We start from the raw sequence: 16,914 nt of genomic DNA, 5'->3' as shown, positions 1-16,914 counted from the left end.
TTAGTGTGCTTGGAGTTATCGGTTCGGTGACTACGGCGAGTGCACAAGAACAGATTCGTTTAAATCCAAACTATAAGGGGCCGACCGATCAAAACCCAGTGATCGGTAATAACGACATTATCTCCGGTGAAATTAGTGAAGAATTTGACCAGTTTTTAAATAAATCAAACGATGATGGCCAGTATATCCTGCTCAAAGATCCTGAAGATGGGCAAAAACCGTTAATCACCCTTAACCCGGAAAAGAAACCAGAATCAGTTCTGACACTGAATCAGGAATATACATATTCACCGTCGCTTTCATTTGGCATGACAGATGCCATGGCCAGCGCAGCGAACCCTTCGATCTTATCTAGGGCTGTTGGCGGTTCTGAAATTGTCCTGTCATTAGAATCTTCTGATCCAAATACGCTAGTGAAAAACGATAGCAAGGCATTAAGCGTACGTATCGGTTCTAGCTTCATGAGATCAGCAGAAAGCCGTTATGCCATGTTGCTAAACAATGGCATCTTCACACAGCAAGCCTATAACCTGTCACTTGGTATTGGATATTCCGGCTTTAGATTGGGTGCATCATTTAGCCGCAATGAAAATAGAATTGCTGCCGACTTGTCCGGTTATGATGTTGGCATCGGTTATTTTGCCGATAGATGGTCAGCAAATTTAAGAATGGCTGAATATAACCGCACCAATTCAATCCTTCTTAATTCAGAATATGATGTATTTGATACTATTTCTGCTTATGAACTTGGTGCTGCATATCGTCTGTTCCCGAACATCAGCTTAACTGGCCGCTTCACATATTATTCATATGGTGCAGAGGTTGATTCACTCGCCATCGAAGATGTCAAATCACTTATGTTTGGCACAAACGTAAGCTTCTAATCCTTTATATCCCGCGAATTGCGGCTATCCCGGCTATACCTGTATCCTTTAATGATAAAGCTGTATCAATATTGATGCCACCAAGTGCATAAATTGCAATTTTCTGTTTGGCACAAATATTGGCCAGTTTGTCCGTACCAATCGTTTTTGATGGGTCGTCAAATGTTTCAGGATGGCTATAGGTTGGAAACACAGGGGCCAAAAGCACGCCATCTGCGTCCGATTTTTCCGCTTTACGCACCGCTGAGTGATCATGTGCAGAAACCGTGACTGTAAAATCCGGATTCTCTCTTTTAATGGTCGCAATCTGATCAAGCATATATTCCGGCAAATGAATGCCGTCTGCCTGAACCATGAGAGCAAGCGTCAAATCACCAGCCACCATAAATTTAATCCCCTTGACGCGACATATATAACAAAGCGCCTTGGCGAGTTCTGCCCGGTTTTCATGATCATAATCTCTTAAGATCACCATTGATCCGGACGGCATTCTTTCGATTACCTCTTCCGGTAAAGGTTGCGCCTTTTTATCGGTCATAAAAATCAATCGCGGCAAATCGTCAAAGCGACTTTCGCGATTGAGCTCCAATGCAATCTCTGTTAGGTTTCGTTTCATATCCCAGACTTTAATGGAAGACAGTGTCGATGACCAGCAATCTGAAAAACATAAATGAAAAAATCAGAACCGCAGAAGAAAAATCAGGACGCAATGAAGGTGACGTAACACTCGTTGCCGTGTCAAAAGTCCATGTTGCTGAAACTATCCGCCCTGTGCTTGAAGCCGGCCAACGTATTTTCGGTGAAAACCGCGTTCAGGAGGCCGCCGAAAAATGGCCGGCGATGAAAGAAGATTTTGATGATGTGGTACTACATCTCATCGGCCCTCTTCAAACCAATAAAGTACGGCAAGCCATTCACCTTTTTGATGTCATTGAAACAGTGGATAGGCCGAAACTTGCGCGAGCGCTCGCACGTATTTTTAAAGAAGAAAATAAATACTGTGATGTATATGTACAGGTTAATACCGGGATGGAAAACCAAAAAGCTGGCATCAACCCTGAAGACGCCGATGAATTTATTGCCCTGTGCCGTGATGAACTTGGATTAAATGTAACCGGCGTCATGTGTATTCCGCCTTTTGATGAAGACCCCACAGATCATTTCAAATTGTTAAAATCCATCGCAGATAGAAATAACATAGAAATCATTTCAATGGGCATGAGTGGCGATTTTGAAAAAGCCATCGAACACGGCGCCACCCACGTACGTGTGGGCACCGCCGTTTTCGGAAAACGTCCCGGATATTAATAAAGTGATATTAACAGTCTTTGCTAAGGATCATGCAACTCGCTGACCCTGTTGCATAAATTTTGCCATTTTCATCAATGATTTTCCCGTCGGCGATTGCAAGCCTGCGGGATTTATTGATCACGCGCCCTTCCGCAATCAGTTCCTGCCCGACTTGAATTGGTCTTACCATTTTGACATTAAGGTCCGTGGTTGCAAAGCCCGTATTTTCATCGAGTAATGTACTAACCGCGCAGCCCGTAACGGTATCCATCACTGTCGCACTAAAGCCGCCATGAACACCCCCCATTAAATTAAGCAACCTGTCATCGGCCGTCACAATAAAACGAACAAATCCATCATCCACACCAACAAGTTTCGTCGACATGGTTTTCGCCATTGTTGGCGGAGGAATGTCCCCCGCCATCATACCTTTTAATCGATCAATGCCATTCATTATTTTGTAAAATCCACATCGACGTCCGCGGCCATATAACTAAACATGGCATAGATTGCAGCATTATGAGTAATTGCATCCATATCGACCTTATCAAGGGTGTCATTGGCCGTGTGATGGAAATCAAAATAATTTGTTGGCTCCATCCCTAAATTAACCGCAGGCATACCTGCATTTCCAAGTAGTGACATGTCAGACTGCCCTTTGGCCGTATTGGTCATTAAGGTTGCTACACCATATGGCGCAAGCACGTAGCCAATTTCACGGGCGACGCTAAGCGATGTTGGCCCGACACCCGGTGCAAAATTTATAATGCGTCCTGTGCCGCTATCCCATTCCGCACCAAGCAGAATATTATCAAAATCCTTATGGTCTTCTTTATGGGCACGAACATATTCTCGCGCACCGATTAATCCTTCTTCCTCAGCCGCGAAAAGGATCACACGAACAGAACGTTTCGGGCGCTTACCGCCATCAAGGATATGTTTCGCCGCTGACATTACAATGGATACGCCAGTGCCATCATCAAGGGCCCCTGTTCCAAGATCCCAACTATCAAGATGAGCACCTATAAGTACAGCTTTTTCCGGATCTTCCGAACCAGTGATTTCACCAAGCACGTTATAAGTCACCACTGGATCATGGGAATGGGATGACATTTCTAGCTTTAATGTTACTGGCTCTCCATACTTAAGTGCATTATCAAGAAGGTCCGCATCTGGATTTGAAAGCGCGGCGGCAGGAATTTTTGTAACACCATCCTCATAATTCATGCTGCCTGTATGTGGCGTGCGGTTATCATCTGTTCCAATTGAACGGATAATGATGGCCGACGCACCGGCCTTTGCCGCGGCTACAGAACCCATACGGCGAGCCTGCCCCGCATAGCCATATCCTTTAAGACCAGTTTTCGCCATACGCAATGAAACATATGCAATCTTACCGTCAAGGCTGTTTGGCTCGGCCTCTACCAAGTCTTTATATTCATCAAACTGAACGACCTCGGCAGTCAAGCCGCCTTCCGGTGTACCGATACTGGTACCAAGCGCCACAATGTGTAGGTCGTGTTCAAATGGCGCCGTCATTTCAAGACTGGCTGAACCGCGGTGCCAAAGTGGGAAATCAACTGGTTCTTCCCATACACGGTCAAAACCCATTTCACGCATTTTACGCATGGCCCACTCGCGGCCCTTTTTATCGTTGGCCGTTCCCGCCAAGCGATGCCCCACTTCTGTAGTCAGGGACGTGATCAAATCTTTTGTAAGGTTTGATTTATATGCGGCCTCACCAATTTTAACGGCATGATCCTTCATTTCCTGTGTCAGGGGGCTTTCCTGTGCAACAGATGAAAATGAAACTGCCATACTGGCAAGTGCGATAAGCGCAAATTTCTTCATTATTCTCTCCCATAAATTATTTGATGGGAGAGAATAACAAGTTAAGCATGAAAGTCAAAAGTGACTATTCAGTTATCCCCAGAAGATCAAAAAAGAACGCATATTCAAGGGCCGTTTGTTTATATCTTTTGAACCTGCCAGATGCACCGCCGTGGCCCGCTTCCATATCGGTTTCAAAAACCAGCAAATTATCATCTGTTTTATAATCACGCAGCTTCGCGACCCATTTCATGGGTTCGAAATATTGTACCTGGCTATCCCAAAGGCCGGTTGTGACGAGAATATTCGGATAATCTTTTCGTTCAACCTGATCATAGGGTGAATAAGAAAGCATATAATCATAATATCCTTTCTGGGCCGGTTTGCCCCACTCATCCCATTCACCGGTTGTAAGTGGAATGGATTCATCAAGCATGGTTGTTACAACATCAACAAATGGCACATGTGCCCCAACCCCAAGATAAAGTTCCGGTGCCATATTAAGAACACCACCCATAAGCAAGCCACCCGCGCTTCCGCCCATGGCGTAAATCTTTTCCGGGTGACCGTATTTCAATGCGGTTAATCCCTTTGTCACATCAATGAAATCATAAAAACTGTTCTTTTTATTATAAAGCTTACCATCCTCATACCACGGGCGGCCCAGCATCTGGCTGCCGCGGATGTGAGCGATGGCATACACAACACCACGGTCAAGCAAACTTAACCGCGGTCCACTAAAGGACGGGTCAATTGTCGCGCCATATGATCCATATGCATATTGAAACAGTGGATTTGTACCATCCGCATTATACATGTCTTTACGGTATACGATGGAAACCGGAACCTGCTTGCCATCTCTGGCTTCTACAAAAATACGCTCGCTTTGGTAATTTTCCGCTTTAAATCCACCAAGAACCTCATCCTGTTTTAACAATGCGCGTTCACCGCTTTTTAAATTAAATTCATAAACACTTGATGGTGTTGTCATGGAACTATAACCAATGCGCACAACTTCACTTGATACTTCCGGATTATTTGAAATATTTGCACTAAAGACCGGATCATCAAATGAAAGGTTCTTACTTTCACCTGTGCTTAAGGTAAGTACACGCATTCTGATGACACCGTTTTCTTTTTCTTTAATTACAAGCGCATCATCAAAAGCCGATAAATCCTGCAGGAATACGTCTTCACGGTGCGCAACCACATCCTGCCACGCCGATTTATCGGATGTTTTATCCTTAGATACACTCATAATACGGAAATTATTAGCATCCCAATTGGTATAGATATAATAAGTATCCCTTAGCTTTTCGACCGCATATTCAAGATTATCTTCAAGCGGCAGGAACGGCTCAAAACTTCCCATCGGATCATCCGCAGAAAGAATTGATACCCCGGTTGTCGTTGTGCTGGAATGATGAATATAAATGACCGACCCATCACGCGATTTCGAAAGATAGGTATAATATGTTTCGTCATCTTCGCGGTACATCAGCACATCTTCGCTTTGGTCAGTGCCGATTTTATGACGGTAAACTTCGTTCCCAAGTAATGTTTGCGGGTCTTTACTTATGTAAAAAATATGCTGATTGTCATTGGCCCAGACCGGTGACCCTTCAGTATTCACGATTTTATCAGATAGAATTTCACCTGAATTTAAATCCTTAATCTGAATTGTATATTGCCGTCTGCTTACTGTATCGGTGCTAAAAGCTGCCATCATATTATTTTCAGATACTGAATATGCGCCAAGCCGGAAATAACCGTGTCCTTCTGCCATTTTATTTTCATCAAATAAAATTTCCTGGGCTTCTGTTCCGTCAAGCCAGCGAACATGAACGGGATACTCACTTGAACCATCAAATTGCGATTGATACCAAAACCCACGTCTTTTTACAGGAACGCTACTATCGTCTTTTTTAATACGGCCAACAATTTCATCATACAGTTTTTTCTGAAAATCTTCTGTGTGTTTCATCACAGATTTTAGATATTTATTTTCCGCTTCCAAATGTGCAAGCATTTCAGGATCTTTACGTTCATCATCGCGCATCCAGTAATAATCATCGATTCGTGTATGTCCGTGGATTTCCATTTCGTGTGGAATTTTTTTGGCAACTGGTGGCATTGCTTCTGAATTCATATTGTTACTCATTTCATTATTGGAATCGGGTGCTGAATTATCGGCACAAGCGGAAAGCAGCATGACTGCGGATAAAACTGATATAAGTTGTTTATTCATATAGAGGCCCGTCATCGTTAGTTTTTTCGAAATATACACTTATTTTTCCGTGAACTACAAAAAAAAGGATGTTTCTGTGATTTTTAAGTGCCTAAATCCTTGCTCTATCGCTTCATTATGCTAAAAACAGTCTGTGGAAGGGGAGGTAATATAGCCTCCTTAAAAATTTAATCTCTAGAGGGAGTAGCAGATGTCTCAAACCAAGCGGCCTACCTCGCCGCATCTGCAGGTATATTCATGGAGCCTCGAGATGGCCTTGTCCATTCTCCATCGTGCTTCTGGCGCAGCTTTAACCGGTGGCGCACTTCTTATTACATGGTGGGTAATCGCCATCGCATCCGGGCCAGAGGCCTACGCACAGTTCAGCGACATTATGGGCAGCATCATTGGTAAAGTCTTTCTTTTTGGTTTTACATATGCCCTTATGATTCACCTTTGTAACGGTATCCGTCATTTATTCTGGGATATGGGTAAAGGTTTCGACCTTGAAGATACTCACCGTTCCAGCCGTGTCGTATTCATTTCATCTGCAGTACTGACAATCCTTAGCTGGGTTATCGGTTACGGCCTGGTATAGGGAGAGAATAAATGAGTTTACGTTCCCCTCTTGGAAAAGTTCGCGGTCTTGGTTCTGCAAAGAACGGGACGCATCACTGGTGGATGCAAAAGGTAACTGCGGTTGCACTTATCCCGCTAACAATCTGGTTTGTTTCCAGCGTCGTACAAATGACACAGGCCGATTACGCAACCGTCCTTAAATGGATGAGTTCCCCTGTCGTTGCAGTACTGCTGACATTATTTATCGTAACAGGTATTTACCATCTGAAGCTTGGCCTTCAGGTAATCATCGAAGATTATATCCATTCTGAAGGTCAGAAAATCGCCCTTCAGATGCTTGTTACTTTTGGCTGTGTGCTTGTTGGTACGCTGGCCGTATTCTCCATTTTAAAAATTGCGCTTTAAGGTACGTTTAAATGACTAAAGCATATGAAATAGAAGATCATGTCTATGATGCGATCGTAGTGGGGGCTGGCGGTGCCGGTCTTCGTGCGGCCATGGGCATCGCCGAAAGCGGCCTTAAAACCGCATGTATTACAAAAGTATTCCCAACCCGTTCGCACACCGTTGCGGCGCAGGGTGGTATCGCCGCATCCCTTGGTAACATGGGGCCGGATAAATGGCAGTGGCATATGTATGACACCGTGAAAGGTTCCGACTGGCTTGGTGACCAAGACGCCATTGAATATATGGTTCGTCAAGCACCAGAGGCCGTATATGAACTTGAACATTTCGGTGTTCCGTTCAGCCGTACCGAAGAAGGCCGCATTTACCAACGCCCATTCGGCGGTATGACAACAGAATTTGGCGAAGGGCCAGCAGCACAGCGTACATGTGCCGCCGCTGACCGTACCGGTCACGCGATGCTTCATTCGCTTTATCAACAATCACTTAAATATGACACAGACTTTTATGTTGAATATTTCGCCATCGATCTGATCATGGAAGACGGTGAATGTCGCGGTGTGATCGCCCTTGATATGAATACGGGTAAACTTCACCGTTTCCGCGCTCATTCAACAACACTGGCAACAGGTGGTTATGGTCGTGCGTACTTCTCTGCAACATCAGCGCATACCTGTACTGGTGATGGTGGCGGCATGGTTCAACGTGCCGGACTGCCGATGCAGGATCTTGAATTCGTTCAGTTCCACCCAACCGGCATTTACGGCGCAGGTGTATTGATCACGGAAGGTGCCCGCGGTGAAGGTGGTTACCTTGTGAACTCAAAAGGTGAACGTTTCATGGAACGTTACGCACCATCAGCCAAGGACCTTGCATCACGTGACGTTGTGTCCCGTTCCATGTCATATGAAATCCGAGAAGGACGCGGTGTTGGTGAACATGGCGATCATATTTTCCTACATCTTGATCATCTTGATGCGGAAACATTGGCAAGCCGTCTACCGGGCATTTCAGAATCAGCGAAAATTTTCGCCGGTGTTGACGTGAACAAAGAACCAATTCCGGTTCTTCCGACTGTTCACTATAACATGGGTGGTATTCCAACCAATTATCACGGTGAAGTGCTTAACCCATCAGAAGATGACCCAGACCGTATCGTGCCGGGCCTTATGGCCATTGGTGAAGCGGCCTGTGTATCCGTTCATGGTGCCAACCGTCTTGGATCAAATTCACTGATTGACCTTGTTGTGTTTGGCCGCGCGGCCGCGCAACGTGTTGCCGATGTGGTAACAGCTGGCGCGCCACATGCGAAACTTTCAGAAAGCCATGCTGACATGGCGCTTGGTCGTCTTGACCGTCTTCGTTATGCGGATGGTGAACTATCAACCGCTGAAATCCGTGACAAGATGCAACGCACAATGCAAGCAAACTGCGCCGTCTTTAGAACCGAAGAAGTTCTTGAAGAAGGTAAAGTCAAGATCGACGAGATTGCGGGTCTGTTACCAGACATCAAAACATTCGATCGTTCGCTTGTTTGGAACAGTGATCTTATTGAGGCGATGGAGCTTGAGAACCTTATGGGGCAAGCACAAGTCACAATGCACTGTGCCGCCAACCGTAAAGAAAGCCGTGGTGCCCACATGCATGAGGACTACCCGGACCGTAATGATGACGATTGGATGAAACATACCGTTGCTCATTTAAATGATAACAAGGTTGAAATCAGCTACCGCCCGGTTCATGACTATACGCTCACGGACGAAGTTGAATACATCAAACCTAAGCCACGTGTTTACTAAGGGAAGGGAATAGAAAAATGGCAGAATTTAAACTTCCCAAGAACTCTACTTATACTAAAGGGAAAACTTGGCCTGCGGAAGCGGGCGCAACCAATGTAAAACGTTTCAACATTTATCGCTGGAACGAAGACGACGGTGAAAATCCACGCATCGACACATACGAAGTCGATCTGGATAAATGTGGCCCGATGGTTCTTGATGCACTGATCAAAATTAAAAATGAAATTGATCCAACACTGACGTTCCGTCGTTCTTGTCGTGAGGGTGTGTGTGGTTCATGTGCGATGAATATTGGTGGTAAAAACACGCTGGCGTGTACCATTGACATTGCGTCATATAAGGGTGATGTGAACATCTTCCCTCTTCCGCATATGGATGTGGTGAAGGATTTGGTTCCTGATCTAACCAACTTTTACGCGCAATACGCGTCCATCAAACCATGGATGCAAACGCAAACACCAACACCATCTGGCACAGAACGCCTACAAAGCCCGGAAGACCGTGAAAAATTAGACGGCCTTTATGAATGTGTGCTTTGTGCATGTTGTTCAACATCATGCCCGAGTTACTGGTGGAACAGTGATCGTTACCTTGGTCCAGCCGTGCTTCTACAAGCATATCGCTGGCTTGTGGATACACGTGATGAAAATACTGGTGAGCGTCTTGATAACCTTGAAGACCCATTCCGTCTTTACCGTTGTCACACGATCATGAACTGTACAAACACATGTCCAAAAGGCCTTAACCCGGCCAAGGCAATCGCCGAGATCAAAAAAATGATGGTCGAGCGTCAGGGATAAATAAAATCCTATAAGAAATTTAAAGGCTCGCTCATTCAGCGGGCCTTTTTTATTTGATGTGATATTTTAAAGACAACGAACATACACCTAATGGAGATACGCTTTGATTACTTGCTATATTCAATATGAAATAAATCCATCTAAAATAAATGAATTTGAAGAATACGCCCGTATGTGGATTCCATTGGTTGAAAAATTTGGCGGCAACCATCATGGATATTTTCTACCCCACGAAAGTCCTAATGATCTTGCAGTATGTTTATTCTCATTCCCATCACTTGCTGATTACGAGCAATACCGTACAGACAGCTTAAAAGATGAGGAATGCTTAAAAGCTTTCAAATATGCAGAAGAGACTGACTGCATCAAACGATATGATCGTCATTTTTTAAGACCTATCTTAAATGAATAAGAAACGCCCATATACCTATGAAAAAAGAAAAGGCCGGATCAAATGACCCGGCCTTTTTAATGCTTTACCTAAAAAGTGACTTAACCCTTTTTAAGATGATCGCGGCAAAGAACTTCAGCGATCTGTACGGCGTTTAGTGCTGCACCTTTAAGAAGGTTATCAGACACACACCAGAAATTAAGGCCGTGCTTCACTGTTTCATCTTTACGCATACGGCTGATGTATGTGGCGAATTCGCCTGCGGCTTCGACAGGTGTGATGTAACCACCGTCTTCGCGTTTATCAACAACCATGATACCCGGTGCTTCGCGTAGAATTTCAAGCGCACGTTCCGGTGTAATTTCACGTTCAAATTCAAGGTTGATGCTTTCAGAATGTGAAAGGAATACCGGTACACGCACACATGTAGCTGTAACACGGATATCAGGATCAAGGATCTTGCCTGTTTCCACAACCATTTTCCATTCTTCTTTGGTGTCACCATTATCCATAAACACATCAATATGTGGGATACAGTTAAACGCGATTTGTTTTGTGTAAACTTCGTTTTCAACCGGGTCATTCACAAAAATCGCACGTGTTTGTGACCATAACTCTTCCATCGCCGCTTTACCGGAACCGGAAACTGACTGGTAAGTTGAAACCACACAACGTTTAATCACCGCCGCATCATGAAGCGGCTTAAGCGCAACCATCATTTGTGCCGTTGAACAGTTCGGATTGGCAATGATGCCTTTCTTTGTGTATCCGGCGATGGCGTCACCGTTTACTTCCGGTACGATCAATGGAACATCAGGATCCATACGGAAATGTGAGCTGTTATCGATCACAACACAACCAGCCGCCGCGATTTTATCGGCGAACTTGGCAGAAATTGACCCACCAGCAGACATAAGCGCAATGTCCGTACCCGTGAAGTCATAGTCATCAAGACATTTGCATTTAATCGTCGTGTCGCCAAAGGTCACTTCGGAACCAATGGAACGACGTGACGCCAATGCGACTACTTCTGAAACGGGGAATTGGCGTTCATGCAGGATATTCAGCATTTCTCGGCCAACGTTGCCAGTCGCTCCCACGACGGCTACTTTATAGGACATTATACTCTCCAGTATGTATTAAGTTGTTTTTGTTTAATTAGATTTTAGTTACTTAGTTTTTCCATGGCATCCACAATGTGGCTACCCATCTCGCTTGTGGATACAAGCGTCATTCCAGGCTGGTTAATATCAGCCGTGCGAATATCGTTAGCGAGAACCTCATTCACTGCGTTCTCAATTAAATCTGCGGCATCACCCTCGTCATATGTATAACGAAGCGCCATTGCGAAACTTAAAATCGTTGCGATTGGGTTTGCTTTGCCCTGCCCTGCGATATCAGGGGCACTGCCATGAACCGGTTCATAAAGGGCACCTTTACCCTTTTCACCAAGGGATGCTGACGGAAGCATACCAAGCGAACCTGTAAGCATCGCCGCAACATCAGATAGCATGTCACCAAACAGGTTATCCGTTACAATCACGTCGAACTGTTTTGGTGCACGCACCAACTGCATGCCACAGTTATCCGCAAGCATATTTTCATATTCCACATCCGGATAATCTTTGGCGATCAGCTCCATTTCTTCGCGCCATAAAAGGCCGCTTTCCATCACGTTGGCTTTTTCAGATGACGTTACCTTGCCGTTTCTTTTACGAGCAAGATCAAAGGCCACATGACCGATGCGGTGAATTTCATATGTTTCATAAACTTGTGTGTTAACGCCGCGACGTTGACCGTTTGTCAGTTCTTCAATACCGCGCGGCTCACCGAAATAAACACCGCCAGTTAGTTCACGAAGGATCATGATATCAAGACCGCTCACCAGTTCCGGCTTAAGACTTGATGCATCAACAAGTGGTTCGAAACAAAGAGCCGGACGCAAGTTTGCAAAAAGGTTTAATTCTTTACGCAGTTTTAAAAGACCCGCTTCCGGACGAAGGCTATATTCAACACCGTCCCATTTTGGGCCACCCACTGCACCGAACATCACAGCATCAACTTCTTTTGCTTTTTCAAGGGTATGATCAGCAAGTGATGTGCCGTATTTATCATATGCCGCACCGCCCACTTCGTCTTCGGAAATATCAAATTCGATACCCTTATTTGCGGTAAGCCATGCAACGACCTTTTTCACTTCAACCATTGCTTCCGGGCCAATACCATCACCCGGTAGAATTAACATGCTGTGTTTTTTGCTCATTTTATTCTCTTCTTATTCTTATTTATATAACCAAGGCTGCTCGGCCTTTTGCTTGGCTTCAAATTCTGAAATCTTCGCGCCCTTTTCCATGGTAATGCCGATATCATCAAGGCCATTGACCATTGAATGCTGCCGGAATCCATCCATTTCAAATTTCACCACTTCGCCGTCAGGACGAGTGATTTCAAGATTTTCAAGATCAACGGTAAATACCGCATTGGCACCTTTATCCGCGTCCGCCATCAAATCATCGATTACTTCTTGTGGCAGCTTGATCGGTAACAAACCATTTTTAAAACAGTTGCCATAAAAAATATCAGCAAAGCTTGGCGCGATAATGCAGCGAAGGCCCATATCCATCAATGCCCACGGCGCATGCTCACGGCTTGATCCACAACCGAAATTCTCACCCGTGATTAGGATTTTTGCATCACGATATGCCGGTTTATTCATAATGAATTCCGGATTTTCAGAACCATCGTCAAAATAACGGATGTTCGTAAAGGCATGCTTGCCAAGACCGGTACGTTCAATTGTGCGCAGGAAGTTTTGCGGGATGATCATATCCGTATCAACATTGGTCATCGGAAGTGGTGCTGCAACCGCACGAATTTTAGTAAATTTTTCCATGTGATTATAGCTCCCTTACATCCGCTAAATGACCCGTGATCGCAGCCGCAGCAGCCATTGCCGGGCTAACCAAATGCGTACGTGATTTTGGACCTTGGCGTCCTTCGAAGTTACGGTTTGATGTCGATGCGCAGCGCTCACCCGGTAATAATTTATCCGCATTCATGGCAAGACACATTGAACATCCTGGCTCGCGCCAGTCAAAACCGGCATCAACAAAAATCTTATCAAGACCTTCTTCTTCGGCTTGTAATTTCACAAGGCCACTACCCGGTACGATCAATGCTTCTTTAATATTGTCCGCGATCTTTTTGCCTTTAACAACGTCTGCTACGGCACGCATATCTTCGATACGGCCATTGGTGCATGATCCGATGAAAACTTTATCAACGGAAATATCAGTCATATTTGTGCCGGCCTCAAGCCCCATATATTCAAGGGCACGTTCTGCGGCCGCCTTTTTATCCGCATCAGCCATATCAGCCGGGTTTGGAACCGCCCCAGTGATCGGAACCACATCTTCAGGGCTGTTGCCCCATGTTACTTGCGGTACGATTTCAGCGGCATTGATAAACACTTCGTTGTCGTATTTTGCACCGTCATCGGATTTTAAGCTGTTCCAGTAATTCACCGCCATTTCAAATTCAGCACCCTTTGGTGCTTTCGGACGGCCTTTGATATATTCGTATGTCTTTTCATCCGGCTCAACAAGACCGGCACGCGCGCCGCCCTCAATCGCCATGTTACAAAGGGTCATACGCCCTTCCATGCTTAAACCTTTAATGGCAGAACCGGTAAATTCAATCACGGAACCCGTACCGCCCGCAGTGCCGATATGACCGATCACAGCAAGCGCCACGTCTTTTGCGGTAACACCCGCACCAAGTTCACCGCTTACATCAATACGAAGGTTCTTTGAACGCTTCAGGATCAGTGTATTGGTCGCCATCACATGTTCAACTTCGGATGTACCGATACCGAACGCAAGCGCACCAAACGCACCGTGTGTCGCCGTATGGCTATCACCACAAACGATTGTTGTGCCCGGTAAGGTAAAACCCTGTTCCGGTCCAACAATATGGACAATCCCCTGACGGGCATCCATCATCGGGATATAATCAAGATCAAATTCTTTTGCGTTTCTTTCAAGCGCATCAAGTTGATTTTTACTTTCGATACTATCAACACGTGTTTCACGGTCAGATGTTGTCGGCACGTTATGATCAGGAACAGCGAGAATAGTTTCCACCCGGCGCAGTGAACGGCCAGCCATACGCAGACCTTCAAAGGCTTGCGGGCTTGTTACTTCGTGGACGATATGGCGATCGATATAAACAAGAGTGTTGCCGCTTTGTTGTTCTTCAACAACATGGGCATCCCATATCTTGTCATACATTGTACGCGGACTTGTCATTTCGCTTATCCTTATTTTTCTTCTATAAACACAAAAAATGAGGCTCCGTTTCCCGAGCCTCATTTTGCTGAGGCTCATTTTCTTGAAGCCTCGAATTCGATATTAGACGGTCAGGTCTTAATTCGCAGACTTCTTGTGATAATCCGTTTTTTCAGCAATACGGGCTTTCTTACCACGCAGACCACGAAGGTAGTATAGTTTCGCGCGACGAACACGACCGCGACGAATAACTTCAATGCTGTCTACATTTGGTGAGTAAAGTGGGAATACACGTTCCACACCTTCACCGTATGAAATTTTACGTACTGTAAATGAAGAGTTAAGAGCACGGTTTGAACGTGCAATGCATACGCCTTCATACGCCTGAATACGTTCACGTGAACCTTCAACAACCTTCACGTTAACTTTAACAGTATCACCAGGAGCAAATTCTGGAATGTCTTTGCCGTCTGTTAATTGAGCGATTTGCTCATTTTCTAGTTTTTCAATAATATTCATAACATTTATCCTTATACGGCGGCCCTTTTAAACAAGTTTGAGCCATATTTCAATATCAATCATCACTTTTATTGTGCGAATCTTTATTTTTCGCCTCAATATATTCTTTCCACAGGTCTGGGCGTCTTTTTTCAGTCAATTTTTCAGACTTTTTAAGGCGCCAGTCCTTAATTTTTCCATGATGTCCTGATGTCAGAACATCCGGTATTCCGAGTCCCTCCCACATTTGTGGTCGGGTATATTGCGGATACTCAAGTAATCCGCTTGAAAAACTCTCTTCCAGTAGCGTATCCGGCTCTCCAATTACCCCAGGAATAAGCCTTACGACCGCATCCATCAGCATCATGGCGGCAATTTCACCGCCGGAAAGCACGAAATCCCCTAACGAGACTTCCATCACTTCTTTCTTTTCAAGAACCCTTTCATCAAGTCCTTCGAAACGCCCACAAATTAATGTGATGCCTTTCTTATTCGCAAATTCATGAACCATTTTCTGATCCAGTCTTTTGCCGCGGGGGGACAAATATATGAGCGGCCAGTCTTCTTTTGCCGTTCCTTCGGGGCGCTTATGGACGGCCGCATCAATTGCACGGCCCATCACATCCGCCCGAAGCACCATTCCCGCACCACCCCCAGCAGGGGTATCGTCCACCGAACGGTGTTTGTCCGTAGCATGGTCGCGAATCTGCATCACATCCATGCCCCATAAATTATTTTTAAGCGCCTTACCCGCCAGTGATAATCCAAGTGGGCCGGGAAACATTTCCGGAAAAAGGGTTAGTATCTGTGCCTGCCACATATGTTACCCTTTCTTAGAATTTTCCCTGTCTTCTTCACCGTCATTAAACGCATCACGGTTAACGACGATGTAACCTTCTTCGATATTCACTTCCGGAACCACTTCATCAGAAAAAGGATACATGCGTTTCCCTTTTTCCTTTGAAAGGTTCACTTCGATAATGTCACCGGCGCCAAAATTATAAACGCCTTCAACCTTACCAAACTGGCTACCCTCCGTATCTCTTGCCATAAGCCCCACCAGATCTTCGAAATAGAAACCGTCTTCTTCTTCAATGTCCGGTAAGGCCGATCTTTCAATATAGAGCTTCGCGCCTTTTAAAGCTTCGGCTTTATTGCGATCATTCACACCTTTTAGTGTCGCCGCAACACCGCCTTTAACTTCATGCAGGATTTTTACCTTATATTTTTTGCCATCTTTGTGATCCTGACTGAATATCGTCACCGGACCATATTGGGAAATGGCTTTTAAATCCTCGGTAAAAACCTTAAGCCTTACAGCACCGCGTATACCAGATGCCCCAAATACCGCCCCAAGACAAATTAAGTCTTCGCGTGGGGCCTCATCATCATATTTACGCGGGTGTGCCATAAACCTTATTCTTCAGCAGCAGCTTCTTCAGCTGGTGCTTCTTCTGCAGGAGCTTCAGCGGCAGCTTTTGCTTCTTCTTCAGCAGCTTTTGCAGCGGCTTCTGCTTCCGCAGCAGCTTCAGCAGCAGCAGCTTCTTTTTCTTTTTTCTCTTCGATACGCTCTAGCGCTTTTGCACCTGGCTTACCTTTGTTCGGGTTGTTACGCTCTTCACGCTTCATAAGGCCAGCAGCGTCAAGAAAACGAGCAACACGGTCAGTTGGCTTTGCGCCTTGACCTAGCCAGTATTGAACACGCTCTGCATCAAGCTTAATGCGGTCTTCGTGATCTTTTGGAAGAAGTGGGTTATGTGTACCTACTTTTTCAATGTATTTACCATCGCGAGGTGCGCGGCTATCAGCCACAACAACACGGTAGTAAGGACGTTTTTTTGCACCACCACGTGCAAGTCTAATTTTAACAGCCATTTAATTTTCCTTTAGCTTATTTAAATCGTTTAATTGGTTTTAATATTTTC

Annotated in this window: 19 protein-coding genes; 7 read left to right on the top strand and 12 right to left on the bottom strand. The window is 45.1% G+C overall.

Features of this window, described 5'->3' with window-relative positions; genetic code table 11:
- The first annotated feature begins 26 nt into the window (after nucleotides 1–26).
- Nucleotides 27–884, top strand: a complete 858-nt coding sequence (locus KW060_RS00415) for a porin (protein ID WP_249036499.1) — start codon at nucleotides 27–29, stop codon at nucleotides 882–884.
- Between the two features lie 4 nt (nucleotides 885–888).
- On the opposite strand, the gene KW060_RS00410 is transcribed toward KW060_RS00415, so the two are convergent.
- Nucleotides 889–1,500, bottom strand: a complete 612-nt coding sequence (locus KW060_RS00410; RefSeq protein WP_249036498.1) for a thiamine phosphate synthase — start codon at nucleotides 1,498–1,500, stop codon at nucleotides 889–891.
- Between the two features lie 29 nt (nucleotides 1,501–1,529).
- On the opposite strand from KW060_RS00410, the gene KW060_RS00405 reads away from it, so the two are divergent.
- Nucleotides 1,530–2,192: a YggS family pyridoxal phosphate-dependent enzyme gene (locus KW060_RS00405; RefSeq protein ID WP_249036497.1), complete on the top strand. Its 663-nt coding sequence runs from the start codon at nucleotides 1,530–1,532 to the stop codon at nucleotides 2,190–2,192.
- A 10-nt stretch (nucleotides 2,193–2,202) separates the two neighbouring features.
- On the opposite strand, the gene KW060_RS00400 is transcribed toward KW060_RS00405, so the two are convergent.
- The 3 genes from KW060_RS00400 to KW060_RS00390 all read right to left on the bottom strand — a co-directional run bounded on the left by KW060_RS00400 (nucleotide 2,203) and on the right by KW060_RS00390 (nucleotide 6,252).
- On the bottom strand, nucleotides 2,203–2,628 hold the full coding sequence (locus KW060_RS00400; RefSeq protein WP_249036496.1) for a PaaI family thioesterase: 426 nt from the start codon (nucleotides 2,626–2,628) through the stop codon (nucleotides 2,203–2,205).
- A complete protein-coding gene (locus KW060_RS00395) occupies nucleotides 2,628–4,025 on the bottom strand; it encodes a M20/M25/M40 family metallo-hydrolase (RefSeq protein ID WP_249036495.1) in 1,398 nt (465 codons plus the stop codon). Before KW060_RS00395 ends, KW060_RS00400 begins: the two co-directional genes overlap by 1 nt.
- A gap of 64 nt (nucleotides 4,026–4,089) precedes the next feature.
- Nucleotides 4,090–6,252: a S9 family peptidase gene (locus tag KW060_RS00390; RefSeq protein WP_249036494.1), complete on the bottom strand. Its 2,163-nt coding sequence runs from the start codon at nucleotides 6,250–6,252 to the stop codon at nucleotides 4,090–4,092.
- 190 nt (nucleotides 6,253–6,442) lie between these two features.
- On the opposite strand from KW060_RS00390, the gene sdhC reads away from it, so the two are divergent.
- The 5 genes from sdhC (at nucleotide 6,443) to KW060_RS00365 (ending at nucleotide 10,226) form a co-directional block, all read left to right on the top strand.
- On the top strand, nucleotides 6,443–6,829 hold the full coding sequence (gene sdhC, locus KW060_RS00385) for a succinate dehydrogenase, cytochrome b556 subunit (RefSeq protein WP_274757306.1): 387 nt from the start codon (nucleotides 6,443–6,445) through the stop codon (nucleotides 6,827–6,829).
- Nucleotides 6,830–6,840: 11 nt separating this feature from the next.
- Nucleotides 6,841–7,215, top strand: a complete 375-nt coding sequence (gene sdhD, locus KW060_RS00380; RefSeq protein ID WP_249036492.1) for a succinate dehydrogenase, hydrophobic membrane anchor protein — start codon at nucleotides 6,841–6,843, stop codon at nucleotides 7,213–7,215.
- A gap of 11 nt (nucleotides 7,216–7,226) precedes the next feature.
- Entirely contained in the window at nucleotides 7,227–9,014 is a 1,788-nt protein-coding gene (sdhA, locus tag KW060_RS00375) for a succinate dehydrogenase flavoprotein subunit (protein WP_249036491.1), read from the top strand.
- A 17-nt stretch (nucleotides 9,015–9,031) separates the two neighbouring features.
- Entirely contained in the window at nucleotides 9,032–9,814 is a 783-nt protein-coding gene (locus tag KW060_RS00370) for a succinate dehydrogenase iron-sulfur subunit (RefSeq protein ID WP_249036490.1), read from the top strand.
- 103 nt (nucleotides 9,815–9,917) lie between these two features.
- Complete coding sequence (locus tag KW060_RS00365; RefSeq protein ID WP_249036489.1) at nucleotides 9,918–10,226, top strand: NIPSNAP family protein; 309 nt, start codon at nucleotides 9,918–9,920, stop codon at nucleotides 10,224–10,226.
- Nucleotides 10,227–10,306: 80 nt separating this feature from the next.
- On the opposite strand, the gene KW060_RS00360 is transcribed toward KW060_RS00365, so the two are convergent.
- The 8 genes from KW060_RS00360 to rpsP form a co-directional block, all read right to left on the bottom strand.
- A complete protein-coding gene (locus KW060_RS00360) occupies nucleotides 10,307–11,326 on the bottom strand; it encodes an aspartate-semialdehyde dehydrogenase (RefSeq protein WP_249036488.1) in 1,020 nt (339 codons plus the stop codon).
- Between the two features lie 44 nt (nucleotides 11,327–11,370).
- Nucleotides 11,371–12,468 (bottom strand): 3-isopropylmalate dehydrogenase, encoded by a 1,098-nt coding sequence (gene leuB / locus KW060_RS00355; protein ID WP_249036487.1) that lies wholly within the window; start codon nucleotides 12,466–12,468, stop codon nucleotides 11,371–11,373.
- An 18-nt stretch (nucleotides 12,469–12,486) separates the two neighbouring features.
- Entirely contained in the window at nucleotides 12,487–13,098 is a 612-nt protein-coding gene (leuD, locus tag KW060_RS00350) for a 3-isopropylmalate dehydratase small subunit (RefSeq protein ID WP_274757305.1), read from the bottom strand.
- Nucleotides 13,099–13,102: 4 nt separating this feature from the next.
- The gene (gene leuC / locus KW060_RS00345) at nucleotides 13,103–14,512 is read right to left on the bottom strand and encodes a 3-isopropylmalate dehydratase large subunit (protein WP_249036486.1); all 1,410 of its coding nucleotides are present in this window, start codon (nucleotides 14,510–14,512) and stop codon (nucleotides 13,103–13,105) included.
- 117 nt (nucleotides 14,513–14,629) lie between these two features.
- Nucleotides 14,630–15,010: a 50S ribosomal protein L19 gene (rplS, locus tag KW060_RS00340; RefSeq protein WP_249036485.1), complete on the bottom strand. Its 381-nt coding sequence runs from the start codon at nucleotides 15,008–15,010 to the stop codon at nucleotides 14,630–14,632.
- 55 nt (nucleotides 15,011–15,065) lie between these two features.
- Nucleotides 15,066–15,809, bottom strand: coding sequence for a tRNA (guanosine(37)-N1)-methyltransferase TrmD (trmD, locus tag KW060_RS00335; RefSeq protein WP_249036484.1), 744 nt, complete (start codon nucleotides 15,807–15,809; stop codon nucleotides 15,066–15,068).
- Between the two features lie 3 nt (nucleotides 15,810–15,812).
- On the bottom strand, nucleotides 15,813–16,400 hold the full coding sequence (gene rimM / locus KW060_RS00330; protein WP_249036483.1) for a ribosome maturation factor RimM: 588 nt from the start codon (nucleotides 16,398–16,400) through the stop codon (nucleotides 15,813–15,815).
- Between the two features lie 5 nt (nucleotides 16,401–16,405).
- Nucleotides 16,406–16,864 carry a 30S ribosomal protein S16 gene (rpsP, locus tag KW060_RS15835; RefSeq protein ID WP_338050540.1) on the bottom strand — a complete coding sequence of 153 codons (459 nt, stop codon included), beginning with the start codon at nucleotides 16,862–16,864 and terminating at the stop codon, nucleotides 16,406–16,408.
- Between the last annotated feature and the right edge of the window lie 50 nt (nucleotides 16,865–16,914).

The organism is Pseudemcibacter aquimaris, from assembly GCF_028869115.1.
In the GTDB taxonomy this organism is placed as follows: domain Bacteria; phylum Pseudomonadota; class Alphaproteobacteria; order Sphingomonadales; family Emcibacteraceae; genus Pseudemcibacter; species Pseudemcibacter aquimaris.
This window is presented reverse-complemented; position numbering and strand designations above follow the sequence as displayed.